The sequence below is a fragment of the Ralstonia sp. PBBBR1 genome, assembly GCF_002256165.1.
GTDB lineage: Bacteria > Pseudomonadota > Gammaproteobacteria > Burkholderiales > Burkholderiaceae > Ralstonia > Ralstonia thomasii.
This window is the reverse complement of sequence record NZ_NKIL01000003.1, coordinates 71,530-97,404: the sequence shown is the minus strand read 5'-3', so window position 1 is coordinate 97,404 and position 25,875 is coordinate 71,530. Positions and strand designations below refer to the sequence as shown.

The 25,875-nt window shown below is 64.3% G+C and carries 25 protein-coding genes, 1 tRNA gene, 1 other RNA gene, 1 pseudogene and 1 riboswitch; of the genes and pseudogenes, 14 read left to right on the top strand and 14 right to left on the bottom strand.

All coding sequences use genetic code 11. The features are described from left to right. Positions 1 to 11 precede the first annotated feature (11 nt). Positions 12 to 819 (top strand): annotated as a pseudogene (dkgB, locus tag CFE42_RS03955) (2,5-didehydrogluconate reductase DkgB). A gap of 84 nt (positions 820 to 903) precedes the next feature. Here dkgB and ilvD (CFE42_RS03950) read toward each other — a convergent pair. From ilvD (CFE42_RS03950) to CFE42_RS03930, 5 genes are all read right to left on the bottom strand, one after another. Then, positions 904 to 2,763, bottom strand: coding sequence for a dihydroxy-acid dehydratase (gene ilvD / locus CFE42_RS03950; RefSeq protein WP_004632036.1), 1,860 nt, complete (start codon positions 2,761 to 2,763; stop codon positions 904 to 906). 202 nt (positions 2,764 to 2,965) lie between these two features. Continuing rightward, positions 2,966 to 3,050: transfer RNA gene (locus tag CFE42_RS03945), tRNA-Leu, on the bottom strand. A 65-nt stretch (positions 3,051 to 3,115) separates the two neighbouring features. Beyond that, the gene (locus CFE42_RS03940; protein ID WP_004632038.1) at positions 3,116 to 4,000 is read right to left on the bottom strand and encodes an NAD(P)-dependent oxidoreductase; all 885 of its coding nucleotides are present in this window, start codon (positions 3,998 to 4,000) and stop codon (positions 3,116 to 3,118) included. A gap of 41 nt (positions 4,001 to 4,041) precedes the next feature. Beyond that, on the bottom strand, positions 4,042 to 5,211 hold the full coding sequence (locus CFE42_RS03935) for an ABC transporter substrate-binding protein (protein ID WP_004632040.1): 1,170 nt from the start codon (positions 5,209 to 5,211) through the stop codon (positions 4,042 to 4,044). 40 nt (positions 5,212 to 5,251) lie between these two features. Beyond that, the gene (locus CFE42_RS03930) at positions 5,252 to 6,193 is read right to left on the bottom strand and encodes a CysB family HTH-type transcriptional regulator (protein ID WP_004632041.1); all 942 of its coding nucleotides are present in this window, start codon (positions 6,191 to 6,193) and stop codon (positions 5,252 to 5,254) included. Between the two features lie 153 nt (positions 6,194 to 6,346). Here CFE42_RS03930 and CFE42_RS03925 point away from each other — a divergent pair, with 153 nt between their 5' ends. The 8 genes from CFE42_RS03925 (at position 6,347) to CFE42_RS03890 (ending at position 13,971) form a co-directional block, all read left to right on the top strand. Beyond that, a complete protein-coding gene (locus CFE42_RS03925; protein ID WP_004632043.1) occupies positions 6,347 to 7,120 on the top strand; it encodes a sulfite exporter TauE/SafE family protein in 774 nt (257 codons plus the stop codon). A 125-nt stretch (positions 7,121 to 7,245) separates the two neighbouring features. After that, on the top strand, positions 7,246 to 8,907 hold the full coding sequence (locus CFE42_RS03920) for a nitrite/sulfite reductase (protein ID WP_004632045.1): 1,662 nt from the start codon (positions 7,246 to 7,248) through the stop codon (positions 8,905 to 8,907). An 18-nt stretch (positions 8,908 to 8,925) separates the two neighbouring features. Further along, positions 8,926 to 9,474 (top strand): DUF934 domain-containing protein, encoded by a 549-nt coding sequence (locus CFE42_RS03915; protein WP_004632048.1) that lies wholly within the window; start codon positions 8,926 to 8,928, stop codon positions 9,472 to 9,474. Then, positions 9,471 to 10,274, top strand: a complete 804-nt coding sequence (locus CFE42_RS03910) for a phosphoadenylyl-sulfate reductase (protein ID WP_004632050.1) — start codon at positions 9,471 to 9,473, stop codon at positions 10,272 to 10,274. The genes CFE42_RS03915 and CFE42_RS03910 overlap by 4 nt, the downstream gene beginning before the upstream one ends. A 10-nt stretch (positions 10,275 to 10,284) precedes the next feature. Continuing rightward, positions 10,285 to 11,235, top strand: a complete 951-nt coding sequence (cysD, locus tag CFE42_RS03905; RefSeq protein ID WP_004632053.1) for a sulfate adenylyltransferase subunit CysD — start codon at positions 10,285 to 10,287, stop codon at positions 11,233 to 11,235. Between the two features lie 2 nt (positions 11,236 to 11,237). Next, a complete protein-coding gene (locus CFE42_RS03900) occupies positions 11,238 to 12,569 on the top strand; it encodes a sulfate adenylyltransferase subunit 1 (protein ID WP_004632055.1) in 1,332 nt (443 codons plus the stop codon). A 56-nt stretch (positions 12,570 to 12,625) separates the two neighbouring features. Continuing rightward, a complete protein-coding gene (gene cobA, locus CFE42_RS03895) occupies positions 12,626 to 13,435 on the top strand; it encodes a uroporphyrinogen-III C-methyltransferase (protein WP_004632057.1) in 810 nt (269 codons plus the stop codon). Between the two features lie 134 nt (positions 13,436 to 13,569). Beyond that, complete coding sequence (locus CFE42_RS03890) at positions 13,570 to 13,971, top strand: 5-carboxymethyl-2-hydroxymuconate Delta-isomerase (protein WP_004632059.1); 402 nt, start codon at positions 13,570 to 13,572, stop codon at positions 13,969 to 13,971. Between the two features lie 10 nt (positions 13,972 to 13,981). Here CFE42_RS03890 and CFE42_RS03885 read toward each other — a convergent pair whose 3' ends face one another. The 3 genes from CFE42_RS03885 to lptF are packed head-to-tail and all read right to left on the bottom strand — an operon-like array spanning position 13,982 to position 16,664. Next, positions 13,982 to 14,353, bottom strand: a complete 372-nt coding sequence (locus tag CFE42_RS03885) for a CbiX/SirB N-terminal domain-containing protein (RefSeq protein ID WP_004632061.1) — start codon at positions 14,351 to 14,353, stop codon at positions 13,982 to 13,984. Continuing rightward, entirely contained in the window at positions 14,353 to 15,546 is a 1,194-nt protein-coding gene (gene lptG, locus CFE42_RS03880; RefSeq protein ID WP_004632063.1) for an LPS export ABC transporter permease LptG, read from the bottom strand. Before lptG ends, CFE42_RS03885 begins: the two co-directional genes overlap by 1 nt. Beyond that, positions 15,546 to 16,664, bottom strand: coding sequence for an LPS export ABC transporter permease LptF (gene lptF / locus CFE42_RS03875; RefSeq protein WP_004632066.1), 1,119 nt, complete (start codon positions 16,662 to 16,664; stop codon positions 15,546 to 15,548). Before lptF ends, lptG begins: the two co-directional genes overlap by 1 nt. Positions 16,665 to 16,802: 138 nt before the next feature. On the opposite strand from lptF, the gene CFE42_RS03870 reads away from it, so the two are divergent. From CFE42_RS03870 to CFE42_RS03860, 3 genes are read left to right on the top strand one after another with little or no spacing between them, the layout of a single operon-like run. Then, entirely contained in the window at positions 16,803 to 18,311 is a 1,509-nt protein-coding gene (locus tag CFE42_RS03870) for a leucyl aminopeptidase (protein ID WP_004632067.1), read from the top strand. A 22-nt stretch (positions 18,312 to 18,333) separates the two neighbouring features. Beyond that, the gene (locus CFE42_RS03865) at positions 18,334 to 18,762 is read left to right on the top strand and encodes a DNA polymerase III subunit chi (protein ID WP_004632068.1); all 429 of its coding nucleotides are present in this window, start codon (positions 18,334 to 18,336) and stop codon (positions 18,760 to 18,762) included. Continuing rightward, positions 18,759 to 19,184, top strand: coding sequence for a DUF2486 family protein (locus CFE42_RS03860; protein ID WP_004632069.1), 426 nt, complete (start codon positions 18,759 to 18,761; stop codon positions 19,182 to 19,184). The genes CFE42_RS03865 and CFE42_RS03860 overlap by 4 nt, the downstream gene beginning before the upstream one ends. A 55-nt stretch (positions 19,185 to 19,239) precedes the next feature. Here CFE42_RS03860 and ilvD (CFE42_RS03855) read toward each other — a convergent pair whose 3' ends face one another. Continuing rightward, entirely contained in the window at positions 19,240 to 20,913 is a 1,674-nt protein-coding gene (gene ilvD, locus CFE42_RS03855) for a dihydroxy-acid dehydratase (protein WP_004632071.1), read from the bottom strand. Between the two features lie 128 nt (positions 20,914 to 21,041). On the opposite strand from ilvD (CFE42_RS03855), the gene CFE42_RS03850 reads away from it, so the two are divergent. Together CFE42_RS03850 and lgt are read left to right on the top strand one after the other, a co-directional pair. After that, on the top strand, positions 21,042 to 21,986 hold the full coding sequence (locus CFE42_RS03850; RefSeq protein WP_004632073.1) for a LysR family transcriptional regulator: 945 nt from the start codon (positions 21,042 to 21,044) through the stop codon (positions 21,984 to 21,986). A gap of 14 nt (positions 21,987 to 22,000) precedes the next feature. Next, positions 22,001 to 22,903, top strand: coding sequence for a prolipoprotein diacylglyceryl transferase (lgt, locus tag CFE42_RS03845; RefSeq protein WP_004632074.1), 903 nt, complete (start codon positions 22,001 to 22,003; stop codon positions 22,901 to 22,903). Positions 22,904 to 22,969: 66 nt separating this feature from the next. On the opposite strand, the gene CFE42_RS03840 is transcribed toward lgt, so the two are convergent. The 5 genes from CFE42_RS03840 to CFE42_RS03820 all read right to left on the bottom strand — a co-directional run bounded on the left by CFE42_RS03840 (position 22,970) and on the right by CFE42_RS03820 (position 25,457). After that, the gene (locus CFE42_RS03840; protein ID WP_004632077.1) at positions 22,970 to 23,671 is read right to left on the bottom strand and encodes an SIMPL domain-containing protein; all 702 of its coding nucleotides are present in this window, start codon (positions 23,669 to 23,671) and stop codon (positions 22,970 to 22,972) included. 93 nt (positions 23,672 to 23,764) lie between these two features. Continuing rightward, complete coding sequence (locus tag CFE42_RS03835; protein WP_009277425.1) at positions 23,765 to 24,235, bottom strand: EVE domain-containing protein; 471 nt, start codon at positions 24,233 to 24,235, stop codon at positions 23,765 to 23,767. A gap of 151 nt (positions 24,236 to 24,386) precedes the next feature. Further along, positions 24,387 to 24,606, bottom strand: a non-coding RNA gene (ssrS, locus tag CFE42_RS03830) — 6S RNA. Positions 24,607 to 24,822: 216 nt separating this feature from the next. After that, on the bottom strand, positions 24,823 to 25,140 hold the full coding sequence (locus tag CFE42_RS03825; protein WP_004632081.1) for a cell division protein ZapA: 318 nt from the start codon (positions 25,138 to 25,140) through the stop codon (positions 24,823 to 24,825). Positions 25,141 to 25,142: 2 nt separating this feature from the next. After that, positions 25,143 to 25,457 (bottom strand): hypothetical protein, encoded by a 315-nt coding sequence (locus CFE42_RS03820; protein WP_004632083.1) that lies wholly within the window; start codon positions 25,455 to 25,457, stop codon positions 25,143 to 25,145. Between the two features lie 167 nt (positions 25,458 to 25,624). Further along, a riboswitch (cobalamin riboswitch) is annotated at positions 25,625 to 25,873 on the top strand. Positions 25,874 to 25,875 lie beyond the last annotated feature (2 nt).

Genomic DNA, 25,875 nt, shown 5'->3' with positions numbered 1-25,875 from the left:
TGGAGCACAAGATGAACAGGATTCCCGCTTTCGGCCTCGGCACGTTCCGCCTGAAAGGCCAGGTTGTCATCGACTCGGTCCGCAATGGCCTCGAACTTGGCTACCGCGTCATCGACACCGCGCAAATCTACGGCAATGAAGCGGAGGTAGGCGAGGCCATTGCCAGCTTCGGCGTGCGCCGCGAAGACCTGTTCCTGACGACCAAGATCTGGGTCGACAACTACGCCCGGAGCAAGCTGGTGACGAGTCTCGAAGACAGCCTCGCCAAGCTGCCCACCGACTACGTCGACCTCACGCTGATCCACTGGCCGGCGCCCAACAACGGCGCGTCACTCGAAGAATGCATGACCGCGCTGGCCGAAGCCAAGGCCCCGGGGTTTGACGCGCGAGATCGGCGTCTCGAACTTCAACATCTCGCTGACGCAACAGGCGATGGCGGCGGTCGGCAAAGACGCCATCGCCACGAACCAGATCGAGCTGAGCCCGTATCTGCAGAACCGCAAGCTCGTCGATTTCCTGCAGCACGAGGGCATTCACGTCACGTCGTGCATGACGCTCGCATACGGCAAGGTGCTGGGCGATCCGGTGATCGGCGCGATTGCACAGCGGCACGAGGCGACACCGGCGCAGGTCGTGCTGGCCTGGGCCATGCAGCTCGGCTATTCGGTAATCCCGTCGTCAACCAAGCGAGAGAATCTTGCGAGCAACCTGCGCGCGCAAACGCTGCACCTGACGTACGAAGACATGGCTCAGATTGCCTGGCTTGAGCGCAACGGCCGCGGGGTTTCACCAGACGGGCTCGCGCCGCAGTGGGATTGAGCATCGCGCCACCAGCGCAATAGAAAAAACCGCTCCGAAGAGCGGCTTTTTTTCACGTTGATCGAGCGCTTGGCCCGTGTTGCGTCAGTCGTCCAGTTGCGACAGGTCGCGCACCGCGCCCTTGTCCGCCGACATGACCAACTTGGCGTACGCCTTGAGTGCGGCCGATACCTTGCGCGGACGCGGCTGCGCGGGCTTCCAGCCCTTGGCGTTCTGCTCTTCGCGGCGACGCGCGAGTTCTTCGTCCGACACCAGCACGTTGATCGTGCGGTTGGGGATGTCGATGCGGATCTTGTCGCCGTTGCGCACCAGGCCAATCGCGCCGCCTGCAGCCGCTTCCGGCGAGCAGTGACCGATCGACAGCCCCGACGTACCGCCCGAGAAGCGGCCATCCGTCAGCAACGCACAGGCTTTGCCCAGGCCCTTGGACTTGATGTAGCTGGTCGGATACAGCATTTCCTGCATGCCGGGGCCGCCCTTCGGGCCTTCATAGCGCACGACCACCACGTCCCCGGCCTTGACCTTGTCGGCGAGGATGTTCGCGACCGCTTCGTCCTGCGATTCCGTCACGTGCGCCGTGCCTTCGAACACGAGGATGCTTTCGTCCACCCCGGCGGTCTTGACCACGCAGCCGTCCAGCGCGATATTGCCCCTCAGCACGGCCAGGCCGCCTTCCTTCGAGAACGCATGCTCGTTCGAGCGGATGCAGCCTTCGGCGCGGTCCAGATCCAGGCTCGGCCAGCGCGTGTTCTGGCTGAAGGCGACCTGCGTCGGGATACCTGCCGGGCCGGCACGGTAGAACGTCTGCACAGCTTCATCCGACGTGCGGACGATGTCCCACTGGTCCAGCGCGTCCTTCAACGTGGGCGCGTGCACGGTGGGCGCGTCGGTGTGCAGCTTGCCGGCACGATCCAGCTCACCCAGGATGGCCATGATGCCGCCGGCGCGGTGCACGTCTTCGATGTGGTACTTGTTTGTGTTCGGCGCGACCTTGCACAGCTGCGGCACGACGCGCGAAAGGCGGTCGATGTCCGCCATAGTGAAGTCGATCTCCGCTTCCTGCGCGATGGCCAGCAGGTGCAGGATCGTGTTGGTCGAGCCGCCCATCGCGATGTCGAGCGTCATCGCATTTTCGAACGCCTTGAAACCGACCGAGCGCGGCAGCACGCGCTCGTCTTCCTGCTCGTAGTATTGGCGGGCGAGTTCAACGATCCGGCGGCCGGCGCGCTTGAAGAGCTGCTCGCGGTCTGCGTGCGTGGCGACCACGGTGCCGTTGCCCGGCAGCGACAGGCCGAGCGCTTCGGTCAGGCAGTTCATCGAGTTGGCCGTGAACATGCCCGAGCACGAACCGCAGGTCGGGCACGCGGAGCGCTCGACTTCCGCCACTTCCTCGTCGGAATACTTGCTGTCGGCCGCGATCACCATCGCGTCGATCAGATCCAGCTTCTTGATCTCGATGGCTTTGGTGACGGGGTTGGCGAGGCGCGTCTTGCCCGCTTCCATCGGGCCCCCCGAGACGAAGATCACCGGAATGTTCAGGCGCATGGCGGCCATCAGCATGCCCGGCGTGATCTTGTCGCAGTTGGAGATGCACACCATGGCATCGGCGCAGTGCGCGTTGACCATGTATTCCACCGAGTCGGCAATGATGTCGCGGCTGGGCAGCGAATACAGCATGCCGTCGTGGCCCATGGCGATGCCGTCATCCACGGCAATCGTGTTGAATTCCTTGGCCACACCACCCGCGGCTTCGATCTCGCGCGCGACGAGCTGGCCGAGGTCTTTCAGGTGCACGTGGCCAGGAACGAACTGGGTGAACGAGTTGACCACCGCGATGATCGGCTTCTGGAAATCTTCGTCTTTCATGCCGGTGGCGCGCCAGAGCGAGCGTGCCCCCGCCATGTTGCGGCCGGCGGTGGAGGTTTTGGAACGGTATGCGGGCATTGTGCGTACTGAAGAAGTTTCGAAATGGGGAGCGGGCCACGCGGATACTGGCCCTCATGCCCGTGCGATCAACCTCTTGAGCCGCGCCCGGGGCAAAGCCGCTATTATCCCACGCCGCGCGGGGCGTGTTGCCGGCTGCCGTTGCGTTGCCGAGCGTCCAATGAAAAAGCCGCTTCTGCGTGAACAGAAGCGGCTTGAATTCTGGTGCCCGAGGCCGGAATCGAACCGGCACGCCTTGCGGCGGGGGATTTTGAGTCCCCTGCGTCTACCAATTTCACCACTCGGGCAGGTGCTGATCAGCCAACAATTATGCCAGAAGTCCGGCCAAGCGAACAAGGCGGCCGGAAGGCGCTCAATCTGTGTGGTGGTTGTTCTGCTGCTCGAGCACGCGCAGCAGCGACGCCGTATCGTCATACCCCCAGCCATTGGCGACCAGCGTATTGAGCTGCGAGGCCACCAGCTCCATCGCCGGCATCTGCAGGCCGAGTTCCTGGGCGATCTCGCGCACCAGGCCGAAATCCTTGTCGTGCAGGCGCGCTTCGATGCCGGCGGCAAAGTTGCGCTCGGCCATCTTGGGCCCTTCCAGGTCGAGCATGCGGCTGCCCGCGAAGCCCGGGCCGATGGCCGCCAGCACGCGCGACGGGTCGGTGCCCTGGGCGCGCGCAAACAGCATGGCTTCGGCAATGCCCTGGATATTGATGACCTGCACGATCTGGTTGCACGCCTTGGCGACCTGGCCGGCACCGTAGTCGCCGACGTGCGTGATCGTAGTGCCCAGCAGCTGCAGCAGCGGGCGCACGCGCGCCAGCACCTCGGCCTTGCCGCCGACCATGATCGACAGCGTGGCCTTCTGCGCGCCTGCGGTGCCGCCTGAGACCGGCGCATCCAGGAACTCCAGACCCGCCGCTTCCAAATCGGCCGCGATCCGGCGCGTGGCCACGGCGGAGATCGTGCTGTGATCGATGCACACCGCACCACGCGGCGCGCCATGGATGACACCGTCCGGCCCGAGCAGCACGCTTTCCACATCGGCTGTGGACGTGACGTTGGTGAAGATGACCTCCGCGTCGCGCGCCGCTTCGGCAGGGGCGTTGCACGGCTCGGCGCCGAGGGCGCGGGCGTTGTCGACAGCTTCCGGACGGCGCACATAGGCGCGCACCGTATGCCCGGCGGCAATCAGGTGTTGGACCATCGGCGTGCCCATGTTGCCGAGGCCGATGAAGGCAATGCGTGTCATGGCGAATCTCTGCGTATTACGTCTTGCGTATCGATATTGATTTAGCGCGGGCCGGCGTAAGCGAAGCGGCCGTTCTTGATGATGCCCATCACGCGCGAGCGTTGATCGAAGCCCTGATGATCCTGGGTATTCAGATTCAGCACGCCGTTGGGCACAGTCAGATCGCGCGTGGTTTCCAGCGCATCGCGCAGGGCGGCGCGGAAGGCAGGTGTACCAGGCTTGGCGCCGGTCTTGAGCGCACGGGCCGTGGCATTGTCGAGCAACTGCCAAGCGCCCCATGCGTCGCCCGCGAACTGCGTGACGGTGTTGGGGCCATACTTGGCTTCATAGCGATCAGCAAATTCCACAGCCACCTTGTGCACCGGATGGCCGGCCGGGAGTTCGCGCGCGACCACCACGGGGCCGGTCGGGAAGAGCGTGCTTTCCACATCCTTGCCGCCCACCTTCAGGAACTCCGTACTGGCGATGCCATGCGTCTGGTAGATGCGGCCCTTGTAGCCGCGCTCGACCAGCGTGCGCTGGGGCAGGGCGGCCGGGGTGCCGGCCCCGGCAATCAGGATGGCGTCGGGCTTGGCGGCCATCAGCTTGAGAATCTGGCCGGTCACGCTGGTATCCGTGCGCGCAAAGCGCTCGTTGGCCACCACGCGCAACTTGCGCACGTCGGCCAGCTTCGAGAATTCACGCCACCAGCTCTCGCCATACGCATCGGTAAAGCCGATGAAGCCGACGGTGTGCACGCCGTTGTCCGCCATGTGCTGGGTGACGAGCGTGGCCATCTGCGAATCGTTCTGCGGCATCTTGAAGGCCCAGCGGCGCTTGGCGTCCTGCGGCTCGACGATGGAGGCAGATGCTGCCAGCGTGATCATTGGCGTTTGCCCTTCGGCCACTGCATCGAGCGAAGCCAGCGCCGTCGGCACGATCGTCGGCCCGACGATCACGTCTACCTTGTCTTCGGCGATCAGTTTGCGCACGTCCCGCACCGCCATCGACGGGTCGGAGGCGTCGTCCAGCACGATGACCTGCGCGCGCTGGCCGCCGATGGTCGCTGGCCACATCTGCACGGTGTTCTTGCTGGGAATGCCGATGGCCGCGGCTGGGCCGGTGGTCGACAGCACCACGCCCACGCGGATGTCGGCTCGGGCAGGCAGGGCGAGTGCGGCAGCGCTGGCAAAGAGGGCCATGCCGCACAGCAGGCGACGTCGGGTCGTCATGAAATCTCCGGGAAGTTCAGGCATTGCGAATGCGGGCGAATCACAGCTCGTATGCTTCGTGATCGCCCGACATGAGTTGTTCGACCAGCTTGCGCGTGAGCGTTGGCGCAAACAGTTCGATGAAGGTGTAGACGAAGCCGCGCAGGTACGCGCCTTGTTTGACGCCCAGGTGCGTGACGTTGGTGCCGAACAGGTGGCCGGCCGGAATGGCGCGCAGGTTGCGGTCGCGCTCGGCATCAAACGCGACGCCGGCCACGATACCCACCCCCAGGCCCACTTCCACGTAGGTCTTGATGACGTCGGCGTCGATGGCTTCGAGCACGATGTCGGGCTTGATCTGGCGCAGCTCGAACGCGTGGTCGATCTTGGGCCGGCCGGCAAAGTGGTGGTCGTACGTGATGATTGGGTAACCCTTCAGGTCGTCCAGCGTCAGGTGCTGGCGCGACAGAAGCGGGTGGTCAGGCGGCGTCACCACCACATGCTGCCACTGGTAGCCCGGGATCGAGATCAGATCCTTCACGTGCGACATGCCTTCGGTGGCGATGGCAAGGTCGGCCTGGTCGTGCAGCACCATCTCCGCAATCTGCGCGGGCGTGCCCTGCTGAATGGAAAGGCGCACCTTGGGGTACCTGCGCGTGAATTCGGCAATCGCCTTGGGCAACGCATAGCGCGCCTGCGTGTGCGTGGTGGCGATGGTGAAGTTGCCCTGGTCCTGCGCGGCGTAGTCCTTGCCCACGCGCTTGAGGGTTTCCACCTCTTCCAGCACGCGCTCGACTGAAGCCAGGATGCGCCGGCCCGGTTCCGTGAGGCCCCGGATGCGCTTGCCGTGACGGGTGAAGATATCGACACCCAGTTCCTCTTCCAGCTCGATGATGGCCTTGGAGACACCTGGCTGTGATGTATAGAGCGCTTTTGCGGCCTCTGTCAGGTTGAATTTCTGCCGCACGGCTTCGCGCACGAAGCGGAATTGGTGGAGGTTCATGGCTGCGCGGTCAATAAGAAGAACGGGTGCGAACTGAACGCTACTTATAACCGACGCCATATAAACAAACAATTTTTTATTGGTTTGGGATATGAGGCCAGTTCATTACGATGCTCGAACTTCGTGATAACACGCCCTCACTGTCCCTGCGCCATGACGCTTGCCTATACGATTTCCGGTCTGCTGGTCGGCCTGTTGGTCGGCCTGACGGGCGTTGGCGGCGGCTCGCTGATGACGCCGCTGCTGACGTTGATGTTCGGCTTTTCGCCGGCGACCGCTGTGGGCACCGACCTGGCCTTCGCCTCGCTGACCAAGGGTGTCGGCACGATCGCACACCGCAGCCACGGTCATATTCGCTGGGACATCGTTAAGCTGCTCTGCCTGGGCAGCCTGCCCGCCGCGCTGGTGACGGTGCTGGTACTCAAGCGCATGGGCAATCTCGATGCCGAGTGGATGCACCTTATCCGCGTGACGATTGGCGTGTCCGTCATCCTGACGGTGATTTCGCTGCTGTTCCGCCAGCGCGTGCTGGGCTGGCTGGCCCGCAACCCGCGCTATCGCTTGCAAGGCATCACGCTGGCCGTGGCCACGGTGATCGTCGGCGTGGTGCTGGGCGTGCTGGTGACGGTGTCGTCCATCGGCGCGGGTGCTGTGGGCGCGACGCTCATCCTCATCCTGTATCCCGAATTGAAGAGCGCCGAAGTGGCCGGCACCGACATCGCCTATGCCGTGCCGCTGACCGCCGTGGCGGGCCTGGGCCACATGTACCTGGGCACGATCGACTGGAACCTGCTGGTGTCGCTGCTGGTGGGCTCCATCCCGGGTATCTGGCTGGGCGCGCGCCTGTCCAAGAATCTGCCGGAACGTCTGGTGCGCGGCGCGCTTGCCGCCACGCTGACGATCACGGCCATCAAGCTGGTGTCGTGATGCATGACTTCATGCCGGCCCTGCTTGACTGTGGCTGCTGTCGTTGAATCGGCGGCAGCGCCATAACGAAACGCATTCCCCCAATTGAATCGCACGCCGGCCCAGCCGGATTGGACCGAACAGTCATGTACCAATACGACGCTTACGATCACCGCCTCGTCGCCGACCGCGTCGCGCAGTTCCGCGACCAGGTGCGCCGCCGCATTTCGGGCGAACTGACGGAAGAAGAGTTTCTGCCGCTGCGCCTGCAGAATGGTCTGTACTACCAGCGCCACGCCTACATGCTGCGCGTGGCGATTCCGTATGGCCACCTGCGCGCCAAGCAACTGCGCATGCTCAGCCACATCGCCGCCGAGCACGACCGCGGCTACGGCCACTTCAGCACGCGCCAGAACATCCAGTACAACTGGATCGAGCTGGAGCAGGTGCCCGACATCCTGGCCAAGCTGGCCTCGGTGGAAATGCACGCCATCCAGACCTCGGGCAACTGCATCCGCAACATCACGACCGACCAGTTTGCCGGCGTGGCACCGGACGAGGTGATCGACGCGCGCCCGCTGGCGGAAATCCTGCGCCAATGGTCGACTTTCATCCCCGAGTTCGCGTTCCTGCCGCGCAAGTTCAAGATTGCCGTGTCGGCCTCGCGAGACGACCGCGCCGTGACGCAACTGCATGACATCGGCGTCTACGCCTATGAGAAGGACGGGCAGACGCTGCTGCGCATCCTGGCCGGCGGCGGCATGGGCCGCACGCCGATCCTGGGCGCGAGCATCAAGGAAGACCTGCCGTGGCAGCACATGCTGTCGTACATCGAGGCCGCCGTGCGCGTGTACAACCGCTACGGCCGCCGCGACAACAAGTACAAGGCGCGTATCAAGATTCTCGTGAAGGCCATCGGCGCTGAGGAATTTGCGCGCCAGGTGGAAGAAGAGTGGCAGCACATCAAGGACGGCCCGTCGACCATCACGCAGGCCGAGTTCGACCGCGTGGCGCAGTTCTTCGCGCCGCCCGCGTATGAAAAGCTGGCCGACACCGACGCTGCCTATGAAAAGGCGCTACTGGAGAACAAGGCGTTCGCCCGCTGGGTGAGCCGCAACGTGCATCCGCACCGTGTGCCGGGCTATGCCGCTGTCACGCTCTCGCTCAAGCCGGGCGCGGCGCTGCCCCCGGGCGACGCCACGGCCGAGCAGATGGCGCTGGTGGCGGATTGGTCCGAGCGGTTCGGTTTTGGCGAGGTGCGTGTCGCGCACGAGCAAAACCTGATCCTGCCGGACGTGAAGAAGCACGACTTGCTGGAGCTGTGGCAGCTGGCAAAGGAGCACGGCATGGCCACCGCCAACATCGGCCTGCTGACCGACATCATTGCGTGCCCGGGCGGTGACTTCTGCTCGCTGGCCAACGCCAAGTCGATCCCCATCGCGCAGGCGATTCAAGCGCGCTTCGACGATCTCGATTACGTGCACGACCTGGGCGAGCTGTCGCTCAACATCTCGGGTTGCATCAACTCGTGCGGTCACCACCACGTCGGCAACATCGGCATCCTGGGTGTCGATAAGCACGAAGAAGAGTGGTACCAGGTATCGCTGGGCGGCGCACAGGGCAACGACTCGGCGATCGGCAAGATCATCGGGCCGTCGTTCAAGGCCGAAGAAATGCCCGACGTGATCGAGCGCATCATCGATACCTTCGTCGCCAACCGCACGGAAGACGAACGCTTCATCGACACCTATCACCGCATCGGCATGGCCCCGTTCAAGGAACGCGTCTACGCCCGTGCAGAAGCCTGAAAGCCGAGGGAAACGAACATGAGCAAGATCATCAAGCTGCAAAACGGTGCCCCGCAAATCGTGGCTGACGAATGGACCGTGCTGCGCACCCCGGAAGGCGGTGAGCTGACGCAAGCCGATGTGGACGCCGCCGCGCACGCCATCGTGCCGCTGCCCTATTGGGAAGCCCACCGCGACGCACTGCTCGCCCGCGCCCGCGCCGGCACACTGGCCGTCTGGCTTGCTCCGGACGACGAGCCGTTCGCGCTGGAGGCAGACCTGCCCAGCTTGTCGCTGGTGGCGGTGGATTTCCCGGTCTTCCGTGATGGCCGTGGCTACAGCACCGCGTTCCTGCTGCGCCAGCGCCTGGGCTTCACGCGTGAGTTGCGTGCCATCGGCGACGTGCTGCGCGATCAACTGGACTTCATGCGCCGTTGCGGTTTCGACGCTTACGCCGTGCGTGCCGACAAGAACATCGACGACGCGCTGAATGGCTTTGGCGAGATCAGCGTCCACTATCAGGGCGCCATCGACGAGCCGCGTCCGTTGTTCCGCCGCGACCGTGCTACCGAGGCGAGCGCAGTATGAGCGAGTTCCAAGAGGCTGCCCTGTCCGAAGTGCCGGTGTCCGCTATCGGGCGCCCGGTGCTGTGGACGCGTCCGGTCTACACCGGCACGGCTGAAGCCCTCGCTGCGAAGGAGGCCGCGCTGTTCGAGCGCCTGGCCGAGATTGCCGCCAGGCACGGCGTGGCAAAGTTCGCCACCAGCCTGGCAGCCGAAGACATGGTCGTGACCGATGCGATCCTGCGCAGCCCCCAGGCCGTGCGGGCGCACCTGCCGATCTTCACGCTGCAGACCGGCCGTCTGCACGCCGAAACGCTGGCGATGCTCGAGCGCATCCGCGAGCACTACGGTTATGTGATCGAGCAATACGCACCGGATGCCCGCGCAGTGGAAGCCTACGTGCGTGACCACGGCCTGAACGCCTTCTACGACAGCATCGAACTGCGCAAGGCCTGCTGCAACATTCGCAAGGTGGTGCCGCTGAATCGCGCGCTCAAAGATGCCGACGCATGGCTGACGGGCCAGCGACGCGAGCAGGCCGTCACCCGTGCCGACCTGCCGTTTGCTGAAGACGACGACGCCCGCGGCATCGCCAAGTACAACCCGCTGTTCGACTGGTCCGAGCCTGAAGTCTGGGCCTACCTCGAGCAGCACAACGTGCCCACCAACGCGCTGCACGACAAGGGCTATCCCAGCATTGGCTGCGAGCCTTGCACGCGTGCGGTGCGCGCTGGTGAGGATGTGCGCGCCGGCCGCTGGTGGTGGGAATCGCGCGACAGCAAGGAATGCGGTCTGCATGCGACGAATCTGTCGCAAAAGAGCTAAGGAAAGGAACATGGGAGTCATGAGCGAAATCCCCGGCACGGCATTGACGCCTGTGCAGAACGAGCACCTCGACTGGCTGGAAGCCGAGTCGATCTACATCATCCGCGAGGTGGTGGCCGAGTGCCGCAACCCGGCGCTGCTGTTCTCGGGCGGCAAGGATTCGATCGTCATGCTGCATCTGGCGCTCAAGGCCTTCCGCCTGGGCGAGCGCAAGATCGAGCTGCCGTTCCCGCTGGTGCACATCGACACGGGTCACAACTACCCCGAGGTGATCACCTTCCGCGACGAGCAGGTCGCCAAGCTGGGTGCTCGCCTGGTGGTGGGCCATGTGGAGGATTCCATCAAGCGCGGCACCGTGCGCCTGCGTAAAGAGACCGATTCGCGCAACGCCGCACAGGCCGTCACGCTGCTGGAGACGATCGAATCGCACGGCTTCGACGCCCTGATGGGCGGTGCCCGCCGCGACGAAGAAAAGGCCCGTGCGAAGGAGCGCATCTTCTCGTTCCGCGACGAGTTCGGCCAGTGGGATCCGAAGGCCCAGCGCCCGGAACTCTGGAGCTTGTACAACGCACGCATGGCGCAGGGCGAGCAGATGCGCGTGTTCCCGATCTCCAACTGGACGGAACTCGACGTGTGGCAGTACATCGCCCGCGAGAACCTCGCCCTGCCGCCGATCTACTACGCGCACGAGCGTGAAGTGGTGCGCAAGAACGGCCTGCTGGTGCCCGTCACGCCGATCACGCCCAAGGCGGATGGGGACGTGAGCGAGGTCCTGTCGGTGCGCTTCCGCACCGTGGGCGACATCAGCTGCACGTGCCCGGTGGCGAGCACTGCCGCCACGCCGGCCGAGATCATCGCCGAAACGGCTGTTACCGAAATCACCGAACGCGGCGCCACGCGCATGGACGACCAGACGAGCGAAGCCTCGATGGAAAAGCGCAAGAAGGAAGGGTATTTCTGATCATGACGACGAATTCGACGCACCCAGCGACGCACCCTGCATCGCATCAAGGCCTGCTGCGCTTCATCACTGCCGGTTCCGTTGACGACGGCAAGAGCACGCTGATCGGCCGCCTGCTGTATGACAGCAAGGCTGTGCTGACCGACCAGCTGCAAGCGCTGGCCAACGCGAAAAACAAGCGTACCGCCGGCGAGCAGATCGACTTCTCGCTGCTGACTGACGGCCTGGAAGCCGAGCGCGAGCAGGGCATCACGATTGACGTGGCGTACCGCTATTTCTCGACCGCGCGCCGCAAGTTCATCATTGCCGACACGCCGGGCCACGAGCAGTACACGCGCAACATGGTGACGGGCGCCTCGACCGCGCATGCCGCCATCATCCTGATCGACGCCACGCGTGTGACGACCGTCGACGGCAAGACTGAGCTGCTGGCCCAGACCAAGCGCCATTCGGCCATCGTCAAGCTGCTGGAGCTGCAGCACGTGATCGTGGCCATCAACAAGATGGACCTGGTCGACTACAGCGAAGCGCGTTTCAACGAAATCCGTACCGCCTACGATGCACTGGCCACGCAACTGGGCCTGCGTGACGTGCGCTACGTGCCGGTGTCTGCGCTGCGCGGCGACAACATCGTTCACGCGTCCGAAGCCATGCCGTGGTATCAGGGCGAACCGCTGCTGGCATTGCTTGAAGACCTGAAGGTGGAAGAGACCGCCCCGGCTGGCGACGATGCACTGCGCTTCCCGGTGCAGCTCGTGGCGCGCCAGGATGGCTCGCAGGCCGATGACTTCCGCGGCTACATGGGCCGTGTGGAAGCCGGCACGGTGCGCGTCGGCCAGGCCGTGCGCGTGCTGCCCGCCAACCGTGAGACCACCGTGGCCGAAGTGCTGACGCCCAATGGTGCAGCCGATTCCGCCGGCCCCGGCGAGACCATCACCGTGCGTCTGGCCGACGACGTGGACATTTCGCGCGGCGACACCGTCGTCGCTGCCCCGACGACTGCCGCCAACGCCGCCAAGAAGCTGCACGCCGACCTGTGCTGGTTCGACGAACATGAGCTGAACCCGGCCCGCAAGTACGTGCTCAAGCACACCACGGCCACCGTGTTCGCACGCGTGTCGGATGTGGAGCGCGTGCTGGACGTGCATACGCTATCGCACGAAACCGGCCGCAAGCAGATCGCGCTCAACGATATCGGCACGGTCAACCTCAGCCTGCAGAAGCCGATCGTCTGCGACGCATATGGCGACAACCCGGCCACCGGCGCATTCATCCTGGTGGACGAAGCCACGCACCATACGGTGGCGGCTGGCATGATCCGTGCATTTTCCTAATGTGGATGGCGCGTGCTAAGTTGCGCGCCGCAGGAAAAAGCAAAGGAATCCAGGCAATGGAAGCGAAGACCCCCAAAACACTTGGCCACGTGAGCCTGATTGGTGCGGGCCCCGGCGCCGCGGACCTCATCACGGTGCGCGGTGCACGATTGTTGGGCGAAGCCGAGGTCGTGCTGCATGACGCACTGGTCTCGCCGGAGGTCTTCCAGTACTGCCCGCAGGCCGTGTTGATTGCGGTCGGCAAGCGCTGCGGCAAGCGTTCGACCGCGCAGCGCTTCATCAATCGCCAACTCGTCGATCTGGCCACCAAATATCAGCGCGTCGTGCGCCTGAAGGGGGGCGATCCGATGCTGTTCGGCCGTGCCGACGAGGAACTGCAGGCGCTCGAGCAGGCCGGCATCGACTACGAAGTCGTCCCGGGCATTACGGCGGCGCTGGCAGCCGCGTCCGCCATTCGTCAACCCTTGACCAAGCGCGGCGTTGCCCGCAGCGTCGCGTTTGTTACGCAAGCCAAGGCGACCGACCCGGACACGCCGCAACCCGAAGGCGCCGTGCCGGAACCCGTAGCGCAGGCCGATTCGCTCGTCTACTACATGGGCCGTGATCAGGCCGCCTCCATCGCAGCAGACCTGATCGCACGTGGCCGCGCGCCGTCCACCCCCGCTTGGGTGGTCGAGGCTGCCACCACGCCCGAGCAGCGCTCGGCGTGCTTCACGCTGCAGCAGATGGCCAATGGCGCCGCCGCGGAGTGGATCAACGCCGAGCATCCGAGCCTGCTGATGATCGGCGACGCGTTGGCCGTGCGGGCATCGGCGGCCGCATCTGAACCCGCGCTCGACGCGCATCCCCATAGCTTGGCCGCCTGAGCTGCGCTCGGCGCGCCAGCGCTTTCTCTCACTCCCCCTTCTTCACGCAGTCAAAACCCGCCCGGGTACAGCGACAACGCTGCCGGGCATGAGATGCTTTGACCTATTTCATTCTCCGGGGGGAGATCAGTGCCATGCCGCACGTCATCATCGAATACACCGCCAATGTCGAGGCCGATGCGCGCATTCCTGAGCTGATGCGCGTGCTTAACGATGTGCTGATCGGCTATGCGGATGTGTTTCCCATTGGTGGCATCCGCACGCGCGCGCTGCGCCTCGACCAATACCGCATGGCCGATGGCGCGGAAGACGATGCCTTCATCCACGTGACGTTCCGCATCAAGGCGGGGCGGCGCAAAGCCGTGACGGGGCCGATCTGTGCAGCGATGTTCGCCGCCATGCGTGCGCATCTGGCCGACGTGTTTGCGCGCCGTTATCTCGGGTTGACACTGGAACTGGTGGAGTTCGGCGCGCATGGCTTTCACGTCGAGAACAACGTGCATGCGCGCTTCGCGCGCGCGGCAGAACCGCAGTAGGGCGTCTGGTTTAGCCCAGTTGCCGGACGCAGTAACCCGCGATGGCGTCGAGTACGGCGTCGTCTTCGCCAACGGCGTCGGCGCAGCGGATGGAGAGGGCGGGATGCGCCTGCGTGCATTGCGCGACCAGCGCAGGCAGATCGCGCCGCAGGTGGCCGCCCTGGCCGAAGAACACGGGCACGATGGTGATGCTCTGCGTGCCGTTTGCGGCCAGGTCAGCGATGGTGCCCGGCAGATCGGGCGCCATCAGTTCGAGAAAGGCGAGGCGCGTGTCAACGTCGGGCTGCTGCGCAGCCAAACGCTCGCGCAGGCGGTCGAACGGTTCACGCCAGCGCGCGTCGCGCGCGCCGTGCGCAAACAGGACAAGTGCACGGCCAGCCATCAGTGGCGCTCCACCCAGCGCAGGCTGACCAGCGCCAGTGCCAGATACAGCGCGCCCGGCACGATGGCCGTGAAGATGGCCGGCCACGTGTTCAGCAGGCCGACGTGCGAGAAGAGGTTGTTCACCAGCTGGAACGACAACCCGAGCATGATGCCGCCGAACACCTTCAGGCCGACCGCACCTGCACGTGCGTGCAGATACGCAAAAGGCAGCGCCAGCGCCATCATCACCAGCACGGTGAACGGATAGACCACCTTCTTCCACAGCGCGATCTCGTAGCGCTGCGTGTCCTGCTTGTTGTCGCGCAGGTGGCGGATGTACTGGAAGAGGTCCAGCGTGGCCATGCGGTCGGGCGTGACCATCAGCACCGACAGGATCTGCGGCGTGAGTTCCGAGCGCATCTCCTGGTGCGGCAGCTTGGTCTGCTCGCCGCGGAAGTCGGGCGCCAGCGCGTCCGGCGCGCCGGGCACGGCCTGCACCGTGTCTTGCGGGGCAACCGTGCCGGGCTTGCGCGGGAATTCAACGAAGCGTGTCTCCGTCACGTCGTTCAGTTGCCAGTTCTGGTGGCCCTGGTAGCGCGCCTGATCCGCCACGCGAATCGAACTCAGGCGGTAATCCGAATCGAACTCATAGATGCGCAGGCCCTTGATGGACTGGTCCGGCTGCAGCGCGCCCACGTTGACGAAGCGGGTGACTTCGCCGCCCGTGCCGTCCGGCTTTGTGGGGCCGCGGTCCTTCACCCACACGCCCGAACGGAAGCCGGCCGACACCGTCGCGCCCAGCGCTTCCAGTCGCACTTTCTGTGCGTACTCTTCCGCTTTCGGCCCGATGAATTCACCAAAGAGGTACGTGACGAGCGCCAGCGGCAGCGCAATCTTGAACAATGACAGTAGCGCACGCCGCGTATCGAGCCCGGCCACGCGAAAGATCGTGAACTCCGACTGGCTGGCCATCTGCGAGAACACGTAGATGGCGCTGATGAGCGCGGCCACCGGAATCACTTCGTACACACGTGTCGGCGCCTGCAGCATCACGTGGAAGAACGCGACCAGCGTGGTGTAGCGTCCGACCACCGAGCCCAGCTCGCCCAGCATGTCGAAGAAGATGAACAGCGCCAGCACCGCAAACAGGATGAAGACGAACACGCCGTAGATCTGACGCGCGAAGTACTTCTCATAGACCGGCATCTTCATCACGCACCCGCCTTCTTGGGTGCGAAGCCCAGCAGGGCAGAAATGCCCTTCAGGCCGGCCGCGCTGTAGTGGCGGAAGCGGAACAGCAGCACCGCACAGATGAAGGCGGCCAGATGGATCGGCCACCAAGCCATGAACACGTTCATCTTGCCCTGCGAAACCCACGCTTGCGACAGGTTCAACAGGTTCGAATACGTCAGGTAGATCAGCACCGCGAAGATCATCGGTGTGTAGCGGCCCAGGCGCGGATTGACATAGGCCAGCGGAATGGCGATCAGCACAAAGTTTAGCGCCAGCAGAGGCAGGCCGATCCGCCATACCAGTTCGCCCAGGTTTTCGGGCGTCGGGTCGGCGAGCAAATCCTTTGTGGAGCGGCTCTTGGTCGGCAGGTTGGCGTCTGCCTGCGGTGGCTTGTTGGCGACCTTCACGCCGTATTTGTCGAATTCGACGATGCGGTAGTCGAGCTTGCCGGGGGTGCCTTCATAGCGGCGGCCCTTGTCGAGCACGACAAAGCGGTCGCCATTGGGCATGGTCTTGAATTCGCCGGTCTTGGCCACCGCCACGCCGATCTTGTCCTGCTCGGCATTGGCGACGAACAGGTTGCGGGCGTGCTTCATGCCGCTATCGACGCCCTCGATGAAGAGTACGTAGTTGCCGTGCGCGGGCTCGATGAAGCGGCCGGCGGAGATCATCGACAGCACATCGCGTTGCTCGAAGCGGTCTCGGAACAGCGCGCTCTGCTGGTTGGCCCACGGCCAGCCGAACAGCGCCAGCAGCGCCACCAGCACGATGAACGGCAGCGAGAAGCGCAGAACCGGTCGGATGAAATCCGTCAGGCTGATGCCCGAGGTGAACCACACCACCATCTCGGAATCCTTGTACCAGCGCGTCAGCACCAGTAACACCGAGATGAACAGCGTGGCGCACAGCAGAATCGCCAGGTAGCCCAGCGTTGCCAGGCCGATAAGGAGCAGGACGTCATTCGGGTTGGCCTCGCCGTTGGCGGCCATGCCGAGAATGCGGATCACCAGGGTGGTCAGCATGAACGTCAGCAGCACGAGGAAGACGGCGCCGGCGGTAAAGGACAGCTCGCGTCGCAGGGCTTGTTCGAAAATCATGCGGATGCGGGAAGGGGGAGGGCGAGGTCTGGGCCAAGGTTGGGACGATGCGTGCCCCATCCAGGTTCCATCGGAGCCCCCGCGCAAAATGGCGGATAATGTGGGCTTTCGTTGACTCGCCTCATAGAGAGAAGCGCGATGGAATTTAGCACAAAAGCCCTGGACTGGGCCAAAGCGGGCGCCCTGGCTGCCAAGAGCGATTGCCTCGTGATCGGTCTGTTCGAGTCGCAGACCTTGGCTGGCGCCGCAAAGGCGCTGGACGTGGCCACCAAGGGCCTGGTCACCCGCCTCGTCAAGCTGGGCGACTTCGAAGGCAAGCGCGGCACGTCGCTGCTGCTGCACGAAGTGGCCGGCGTGGGCGCTGCCCGCGTGCTGCTGGTCGGCCTGGGCAAGGAAGCCGACTTTACCGACCGCGCTTACGCTGAAGCCGTGCGCACCGCACTGCGCGCGCTGGCCAGCACCAAGGCCGCCAGCGTGACATGGACGCTCACCGAGCACACCGCGCGCGACAAGGACACCGCCTGGGCCGTGTTGACCGCCGTCACGCTTATCCGCGAAGCCAGCTACCGCTTTATCGAGCGCCATCCGGAACTCAAGAGCAAGCGCGACAAGAACGGTACCGGTTTGCGCAAGCTCGTGCTGGCCGTGCCGGCTGCCGACGCCAAGACAGCCAGCGTGGCTGCCGCCCGCGGCACCGCCATCGCCAACGGCATGGACCTCACGCGTGATCTGGGCAACCTGCCGTCCAACATCTGCACGCCGACGTACCTGGCCAACACCGCACGCCAGATCGCCAAGGATTTCAAGCTCAAGGTTGAAGTGCTTGGCCGCAAGCAGATCGAAGCCCTGAAGATGGGCGCCTTCCTGGCCGTGACCAAGGGCAGCGTCGAGCCGCCGGCGTTCATCGTGCTGCGCTACGAGGGAGGTCCGGCCAAGCAGGCCCCGGTGGTGCTGGTCGGCAAGGGCATCACGTTTGATACGGGTGGCATCTCGCTCAAGCCGGGCGAGGGCATGGACGAGATGAAGTACGACATGTGCGGCGCCGCTTCGGTGCTGGGCACGCTGCGCGCCGTGGCCGAAATGGGCCTCAAGCAGAACGTCATTGCCGTGGTGCCGACCTGCGAGAACATGCCCAGCGGCATCGCCACCAAGCCGGGTGACGTGGTGACCAGCATGTCGGGCCAGACCATCGAGATCCTGAATACCGACGCCGAAGGCCGCCTGATCCTGTGCGATGCGCTCACCTACGTTGAGCGCTTCAAGCCGGCCGTGGTGATCGACGTGGCAACGCTCACGGGCGCCTGCATCATTGCGCTGGGCCACATCAATACCGGCATGTACGCCCGCAGCGATGCGCTGGCCGATGCGCTGGTGGCGGCGGGCAAGCAGTCGCTCGACACCGCGTGGCGCATGCCGCTGGACGAGGAATACCAGGAACAGCTCAAATCCAACTTTGCGGACATGGGCAACATCGGCGGTCGCCCGGCCGGCAGCGTGACGGCCGCCTGCTTCCTGGCGCGCTTTACCGAAAAGTACGACTGGGCCCACTTGGATATCGCCGGTACGGCCTGGAAGAGCGGTGCAGCCAAGGGCGCCACGGGCCGCCCGGTGCCGTTGCTGACGCGCTTCCTGATGGACCGCGGTTGATCAGCCGGAGGCACTGCACCGTATGACCCGCGTCGATTTCCACAGCAATGTGCCCGGCAAGCTGGCGTATGCCTGCCGGCTCGTGCGCAAGGCCTACGGCGCGGGCCAGAAAGTGATCGTGGTCGGAGATCCGGCTGCGCTGGAGGCGTTCGACACGCAGTTGTGGACATTCAGCCAGCTCGATTTCCTGCCGCACTGCGGCCTGCGGCATCCGCTCGCCGCGCAGACGCCCATCCTGCTGGCTGATGCAACCGAGCCCCTGGACGACGCGCCGCATCACGACATCCTGGTCAACCTCTCGCCTGAGCCGCCTGCGCTGTTCGCGCGCTTCAGCCGGTTGATCGAAATCGTGAGTGATGACGATGCCGACCGCGCCGCCGCGCGCGATCGCTTCCGTTTCTACCGCGATCGCGGTTATCCGATCCAACACCACGACGTGGGGCGCGCATGACCGACGGACGCTATCCCGGGTCCCAGGCGGACAACAACATCCCTGTTCTGACGGAGATCGTCGAACTGGAGGACGCGGCACCCGCGGTAGCGCCCGCTGCGCCGCCACGCGCGCCCGCTGAAGTGCCCAATGTGGACGTCCCGCCCGCCCTGCGCGAGCAGGGGCTTGCGCCCACGTCGGCCATGCCGCCCGCAGGCACCGATGCCGCCCGCGTGATGGGCGACGTGATGTGGCGTTTTCAATCCGAATGGCCGGCGTTGATCGAAGCGCAGTGCCGTGCCGCCATGGAGTCGCGCCTGTCGCTGCTGAGTGAACAACTGGCGGCGGAATTGACCCGTACGCTGGAGGCCCGCCTGATGGATTGGCTGGGCGCCGCGCTGGACGACGCACTCGCCGCGCAGCAGAAACCGCCGCAGCGCTGATCGGATCAAGAAAAACCCGCCGTCTGGCGGGTTTTTTGTTGGTTTCGCCAACCACTCAGTCCGTTACCGCGCCCTTGCTGGCCGTTGCCGCCAGTTTTGCAAACTTCGCCAGCACGCCACGCGTATAGCGCGGCGCAGGTTGCTTCCATGCGGCGCGGCGGCGGGCAAGCTCGTCGTCCGGCACGTTCAATTGCAGCAGCCGCTGGTGCGCGTCGATGGTGATCGAATCCCCTTCGTGCACCAATCCAATCGTGCCTCCCACGTAGGCTTCCGGTGCGACGTGGCCGACCACCATGCCCCACGTACCTCCCGAGAAGCGTCCGTCGGTAATGAAGCCGACTGACTCGCCCAGGCCCTTGCCGATGATGGCCGAGGTCGGGGCCAGCATCTCCGGCATGCCGGGGCCGCCCTTCGGCCCCAGATAGCGCAGCACCAGAATATCGCCGGCCTTGATCTGGTCGCCCAGGATCGCGCTCATCGCACTTTGCTCGTCCTCGAACACGCGGGCCGGGCCGGTGATGACGGGATTCTTCAGCCCGGTGATCTTCGCCACGGCGCCTTCTTCGGCCAGGTTGCCCTTCAGGATGGCGAGGTGGCCTTCCTTGTAGAGCGCCTTGTCAATCGGCAGGATCACGTTCTGATCAGCGCGCGGCTGGTCGGGCACATTCGCGAGTTCTTCCGCCAGCGTCTTGCCGGTGATGGTGATGCAATCGCCATGCAGCAGGCCGGCGTTGAGCAGCAGCTTCATCACCTGCGGGATGCCGCCGGCCTCGTGCAGGTCGGTGGCCACGTACTGGCCCGACGGCTTGAGGTTGCAGATGACGGGCACGCGCTGGCGCACCCGCTCGAAGTCGTCGATCGTCCATTCCACTTCCGCAGCGTGAGCGATGGCCAGGTAGTGCAGCACGGCGTTGGTCGAGCCACCGGTTGCCATGATGACGGCGACAGCGTTCTCGATGGACTTGCGCGTGATGATGTCGCGCGGCTTCAGGTCGCGGCGCACGGCATCAACCAACACGCGAGCGGATTCGGCGGCGCTGTCGACCTTCTCCTGATCGGGATTGGCCATCGTCGATGAATACAGCAACGACATGCCTAGCGCTTCAAACGACGAACTCATCGTGTTGGCCGTGTACATGCCGCCGCACGAACCGCTCGACGGGCAGGCGTTTTTTTCGATGCCCTCGAAGTCTTCCTCGCTCATGCGGCCGGCGGTGAATTCGCCCACGGCCTCGAACGACGAGACGATGGTCAGGTCCTTGCCCTTCCAGTGCCCCGGCTTGATGGTGCCGCCGTACACGTAGATGCCCGGCACATTCGTGCGCGCCAGGGCGATCATGCCGCCCGGCATGTTCTTGTCGCAGCCGCCGATGACGACGACACCATCCATCCATTGGCCGTTGACGCAGGTCTCGATGCAGTCGGCAATCACTTCGCGCGAGATCAGCGAGAACTTCATGCCTTCCGTGCCCATCGACATGCCATCGGAAATGGTGGGCGTGCCGAAGATCTGCGGATTCGCGCGGGCGTCCTTTATTGCAGCCACGGCGGCATCGGCCAGCTTCTGCAGCCCCGAATTGCACGGTGTGATGGTCGAATGGCCGTTGGCCACGCCGATCATCGGATTGTTGAAGTCGTCTTTTGTGTAGCCCAGCGCGTAGTACATCGAGCGGTTGGGCGAGCGCGCCACGCCCTGAGTGATGTGCTGGGAACGCTTGTTGTCTGGCATGGGGGTCTCCGTGGGGTCGGCTCTATTGTTGTAGTCAACGGCTTGGCGCCCAGCATGCGCTTGAGGAAATAGGGCGTCAAATATATTATTCATAGCTTATTGAGTCGTAAATAGTATTAATCTCCGATATGGACCTGCGCCAACTTCGCTATTTCGTAACCGTTGCCGAGGAATTGCATTTCGGGCGCGCCGCCGAGCGGCTTTCGATGACGCAGCCGCCGCTGTCGCAGCAGATTCGCGCGCTCGAAGACGAATTGGGCGTCACGCTGTTCCATCGCACGCAGCGCTCCGTGGCGCTGACGGCTGTCGGTGCGCGCTGGCTGGTTGAGGTGCGGCGTGTGCTGGCGGAGGCGAATGCACTGCCCGGGCTCGCGCAGCGGCTGGCGCGCGGCGAGGTCGGCTCGCTGTCGCTGTCCTTCGTCAGCACCGCCGATTACGGCATCCTGCCCGCCTTGCTGCGGCACTTTCGCGACGCGCGGCCCGATGTGCAGCTTCTGCTGCGCGAGGCCACCAGCGATGTGCAAATCGAAGCGCTCCTGGCCGGCGATGTGGATGCCGGCGTCGTGATTGCGCATCACGCCGGCTCCGTGCCGGGCGAGCTGGAATACCGCCCGCTGGTGCGCGAGCGTCTCGTGCTGGCGGTGCCCGTGTCGCGCGCGGCGCAATGGGGCGTGGCGCCGGGCCAGGCGATTGCGCTCGCAGATGCAGCGGCCGAACCGCTCATCATCTTCCCGCGCCGGTCCGCGCCCGCGCTGTATGACATCATTACCGGCTATCATGCCGCGCACGGCGGCCGTCCCGAACACCCCGGCGCTGCCACGCGCATCGGCCAGGAAGCCATCCAGATGCAGACCATCGTCAGCCTTGTTTCCGCCGAGATGGGCGTTGCGCTGGTGCCGGCATCGCTATGCAACCTCCAGCGGACTGGCGTGGTCTATCTCGAACTCGCCGCGCCGAGCCCGATCATCGAGACCGGGCTGGTGTGGCGACGCGATGCCGCTTCGCCGGTGCTGCCGTGGTTCGTGTCCAGTGCCGAAGCCGTCGCCAAGCTGCAAGAAGACAACCAAACCTGAAACCCACAGGATTCATGCTCATCCATCCGCAATTCGACCCCGTCGCCCTGCATCTGGGGCCGCTCGCCATCCGCTGGTACGGCCTGATGTATCTGGCGGCGTTCATCATGTTCCTGTGGTTCGGCCGCCTGCGCACGCGCCAGCCGCACATCGCCGCCGAAGGCTGGAGCGGCCGCGACCTTGACGACATGCTCTTCTACGGCGTGCTCGGTGTGATTCTCGGCGGGCGCCTGGGATACGTGCTGTTCTACAAGCCCGACTGGTATTTCGCCCACCCGCTCGACATCTTCAAGGTCTGGGAAGGCGGCATGGCCTTCCATGGCGGCTTCCTCGGTGTGGTCGTGGCGATGATGCTGTATGCGCGCATGCGCGGTCGATCGTGGATGCAGGTGACTGATTTCATCGCGCCGATGGTCCCGTGCGGTCTCGCAGCGGGGCGCCTCGGCAACTTCATCAACGGCGAGCTGTGGGGCCGTGTGTCGTCGCCCAATCTGCCGTGGGCGATGATGTTCCCGCAGGCACAGGGCGAAGACCGTGAATGGTTGCTTTCGCATGCGCAAGAGGCCGTCACCAGCGGCCTGCAGGCCGTTTTTGACCAGTACCACATGCTGCCGCGCCACCCCTCGCAGATCTACCAGTTCCTCGGCGAGGGCGTGCTGTTCTTCATCCTGCTGTGGCTGTATGCGCGCAAGCCGCGGCCGATGGGCGCGGTGTCCGGCGCATTCCTGCTTGGCTACGGCGTGTTCCGCTTCGCCGCGGAATTCGCGCGTGAGCCGGACAACTTTCTCGGCCTGCTCGCGGCGAACCTGTCGATGGGCCAGTGGCTGTCGCTGCCAATGATCCTGATCGGCATCGCCATGCTGGTCTGGTCCTATCGTCGTGCAGGCAACGGTGAAAAAAACCAGGCGCACGCCTGACGCAGCAACCGCGCAAAGAAAAAGCCACCGAACTTCGGTGACTTTTTTCATGGAGCGGATCGCTGCTTATTTCAGCATCTGCACGGCGCCGGAAACCGTCACCGTGACCTGCGCCTTGCCGCCCTCGATGGGCACCGGCGCCGAATCGAACGATGCCGGAGCGGCTGCCATGCGCATCATCGGACGCGGGCCTGGGTTGTTGCTGCCCTCGCTCACGTGCACGTCGCGGATCGTGTAGCTCGTGTAGCCAAACAGCTTGGTGGTCGTCAGTGCCTTGTCGCGGAACGAATTCACAGCCTGATCGATGAGCTTGGCTTCCGCCGCTGTGCGCGCCTCGCGCGAGAGCGTGAAGTTCACGTTCTGCACCTGCATCTGATTGGCCAGCTGGCCCGCCAGCTTGGACGCCGCTGCAAAGTCCTTCGACGTGATGCGTACTTCGGCACGGCCGCGCCACACGCTGATCTTGCCGTTGCGATCGGTGTTCGGATAGATATTGAAGCCGCCCGTTTCTGCCTGCACGCCGGAGGTGCGCTTTGCCTGGTTGATCACGTCGTCGGCCTTGCGCGACAGTGCGGTGGAGATCGCGCCCGGGTCTGCCCCTTCCTGCTCGGCGCTCAGCGTCAGTGTGACGGTGTCGGTGGGGACTTCCGTCACGGCCTGCGCATCCAGCGACAGCACGCCAGAATGATTCGCTTCAGGAGCGGCTTGCGCGAAAGCGGTCGTCATAATTGCGGTCCCCAAAATGGTTGCGGCCAGGACAGATTTCATTGTGTTCTCCCAAAAAGCAATGTGATGCGTCTGACTGGCTGTTACGCGCATCGTTCATCACGTTTGTAACAATTCCCTGCCGGCGCCAGCCATTCACTCAGGATCGCGCATCAATTTGGTCGTGATGTAACGCCATTGCGCGGGCGTGATGGGCGTGATGGACAGGCGGTTGCCGCGTTGCAGCACCGTCATGTCGGCGAGCTGTTCCTGTGCGCGCAAGGTCGGCAGATCGATCAGCGCGCATTTGCGCACGAACTTCACGTCGACGAGCATCCAGCGCGGCGCTTCCGGCTTCGATGCAGGGTCGTGGTAGTGGCTCTTGGCGTCGAACTGCGTGGGATCTGGGTAGCTGGTCGAGCAGACTTCCGCCAGCCCCGCGATGCCCGGCTGCGGACAGGACGAGTGGTAGAACAGCACGCCGTCGCCGATGCGCATGCGGTCGCGCATGAAGTTGCGTGCCTGATAGTTGCGAACGCCAGTCCAGGGCAAGGTGCCCTCGGCGTGCAGCGTGTCGATGCTGGCCTCGTCGGGCTCGGACTTCATCAACCAGTATTGGGTGGCCATCGTTGGGATGCGCGGGCGACGTGCGGAAGTGACGGTGTGCGCAGCATAGCAACACGGCCGCGGCGTTGCCATTGGCGGTGCGGCAACGGGGGCGTATCGCAGATAGGCAAAGAAAAAGGCGGTAGCGCACATGTGCACTACCGCCTTTTGTTGGGTCCCCACCTTGGCCGCTAGACCCGCATCCTGAACCCAAGTGAGGTTCAGAGTGGCAGCGGAAGCCGCATTTCGGGTACATCACCGGCGCAGGGAGCCCACGACTTGCGTCGCACGCTATGCACTGGAAGACGCGCTCGCCCACACGGCATATCCCGCACCAAGCAATGCTTATCGGTTCAAGGAATTAATGGCCATGGCGAACCAGGCAGGGAAACTGTCAGACGCATCATCACGCTGTGTTTCGAGCGCATGGCGATGCGTCTGAGAGATTCATCGCAGGCAACCGCTTTTTCTCTACCCTGCAGCCGCTAAAGCCTTATACCATAAGGGTTTGCAGGAGATTTCGGAAGCCATTACGTGACACTATACACCCGTTCGCATCCGAACCCAAGCCCGGATGCGATCCGGTTACAAACCCGTTTTGACCTTCGCTAAATCACTTCGCCGTACTGGCGCAGAGCCTCGTCGGTGCGGGCGTTCAAGTCGGCCAGTCTGGCGCGAATCGTGTCGATCGGCAGGGCGGAATCTGATGCGGCCTGGCGTTGCATCGACAGCAAATCCGATGCGATGCTGATGGCGGCCATCACGGCGACGCGCTCGATGCCCTTGGTGTTCGAGCCGTTCTTGATGCGCGTCATCTGGTTGTCGACCATGGCGGCGGCTTCACGCAGGGCGGCTTCGTTATCGACCGAGACTGCAAATTTGTAGGGCTGCCCGGCGATGTTCACTTCAATTTGCTTGCTGCTCATGCTTAGGTCTCCGAATGCGGGGCGGCCGCTGTTTCATCGGCCCCTGCGGCCTGGCCGAGGAGATCAAGCTGGCGCGCGTCGGTGGCCGTGGGCAGCTTGTCGAGAATCGATTGGATGCGCAGTTGCGCTTCTTCGATCTTGGCATTGAGCACGCTGCGATCGGCGACCATCGCGTCGCGCTCGGTCTTGGACGCCTCGGCTTCCGCCTGAAGCCGCTCGACTTCGGCGCGCAGGCGCTGGTTCTCGGCGGCGAGCGCATCGGCGTGACGCAGCACGCGCGCGATCTTGCCGGCAAGTTGTTCGAGTTCGTTCAGCATTGGGTGTCAATCAGAATCGAGTGGGGGGATTTTAGCCGATCATGCGCTTCGCGCCTGTCCTCCATACGGATGCGCAATATGCGGGGGAATGAGGCGACGCGGCGGGCACAACGGGCGGTGGGTGTGTTTTTACCGCGACTGCGACGGGTTTGGAATGCCTTTTCCGTTAAACTTCGCCCCGTCCTGGTGCCCGCAGCACCATCTGCAGTTAAACGGGAAGCAGGGAGCGCGCGCCCCAAGCGATGCGCCAACCTGCGCTGCCCCCGCAACGGTAAGCGAACGTCGCGTGTACCCGCCATCTCGCGAAGAAGATGGGTGCCGCGCGGTCTGTCCATACGCCACTGTTCCTTTCGGAATGGGAAGGCGGACAGGCCGCTTCGCCAGCCCGGATACCGGCCAGGACGGTGGATCTCAGAGC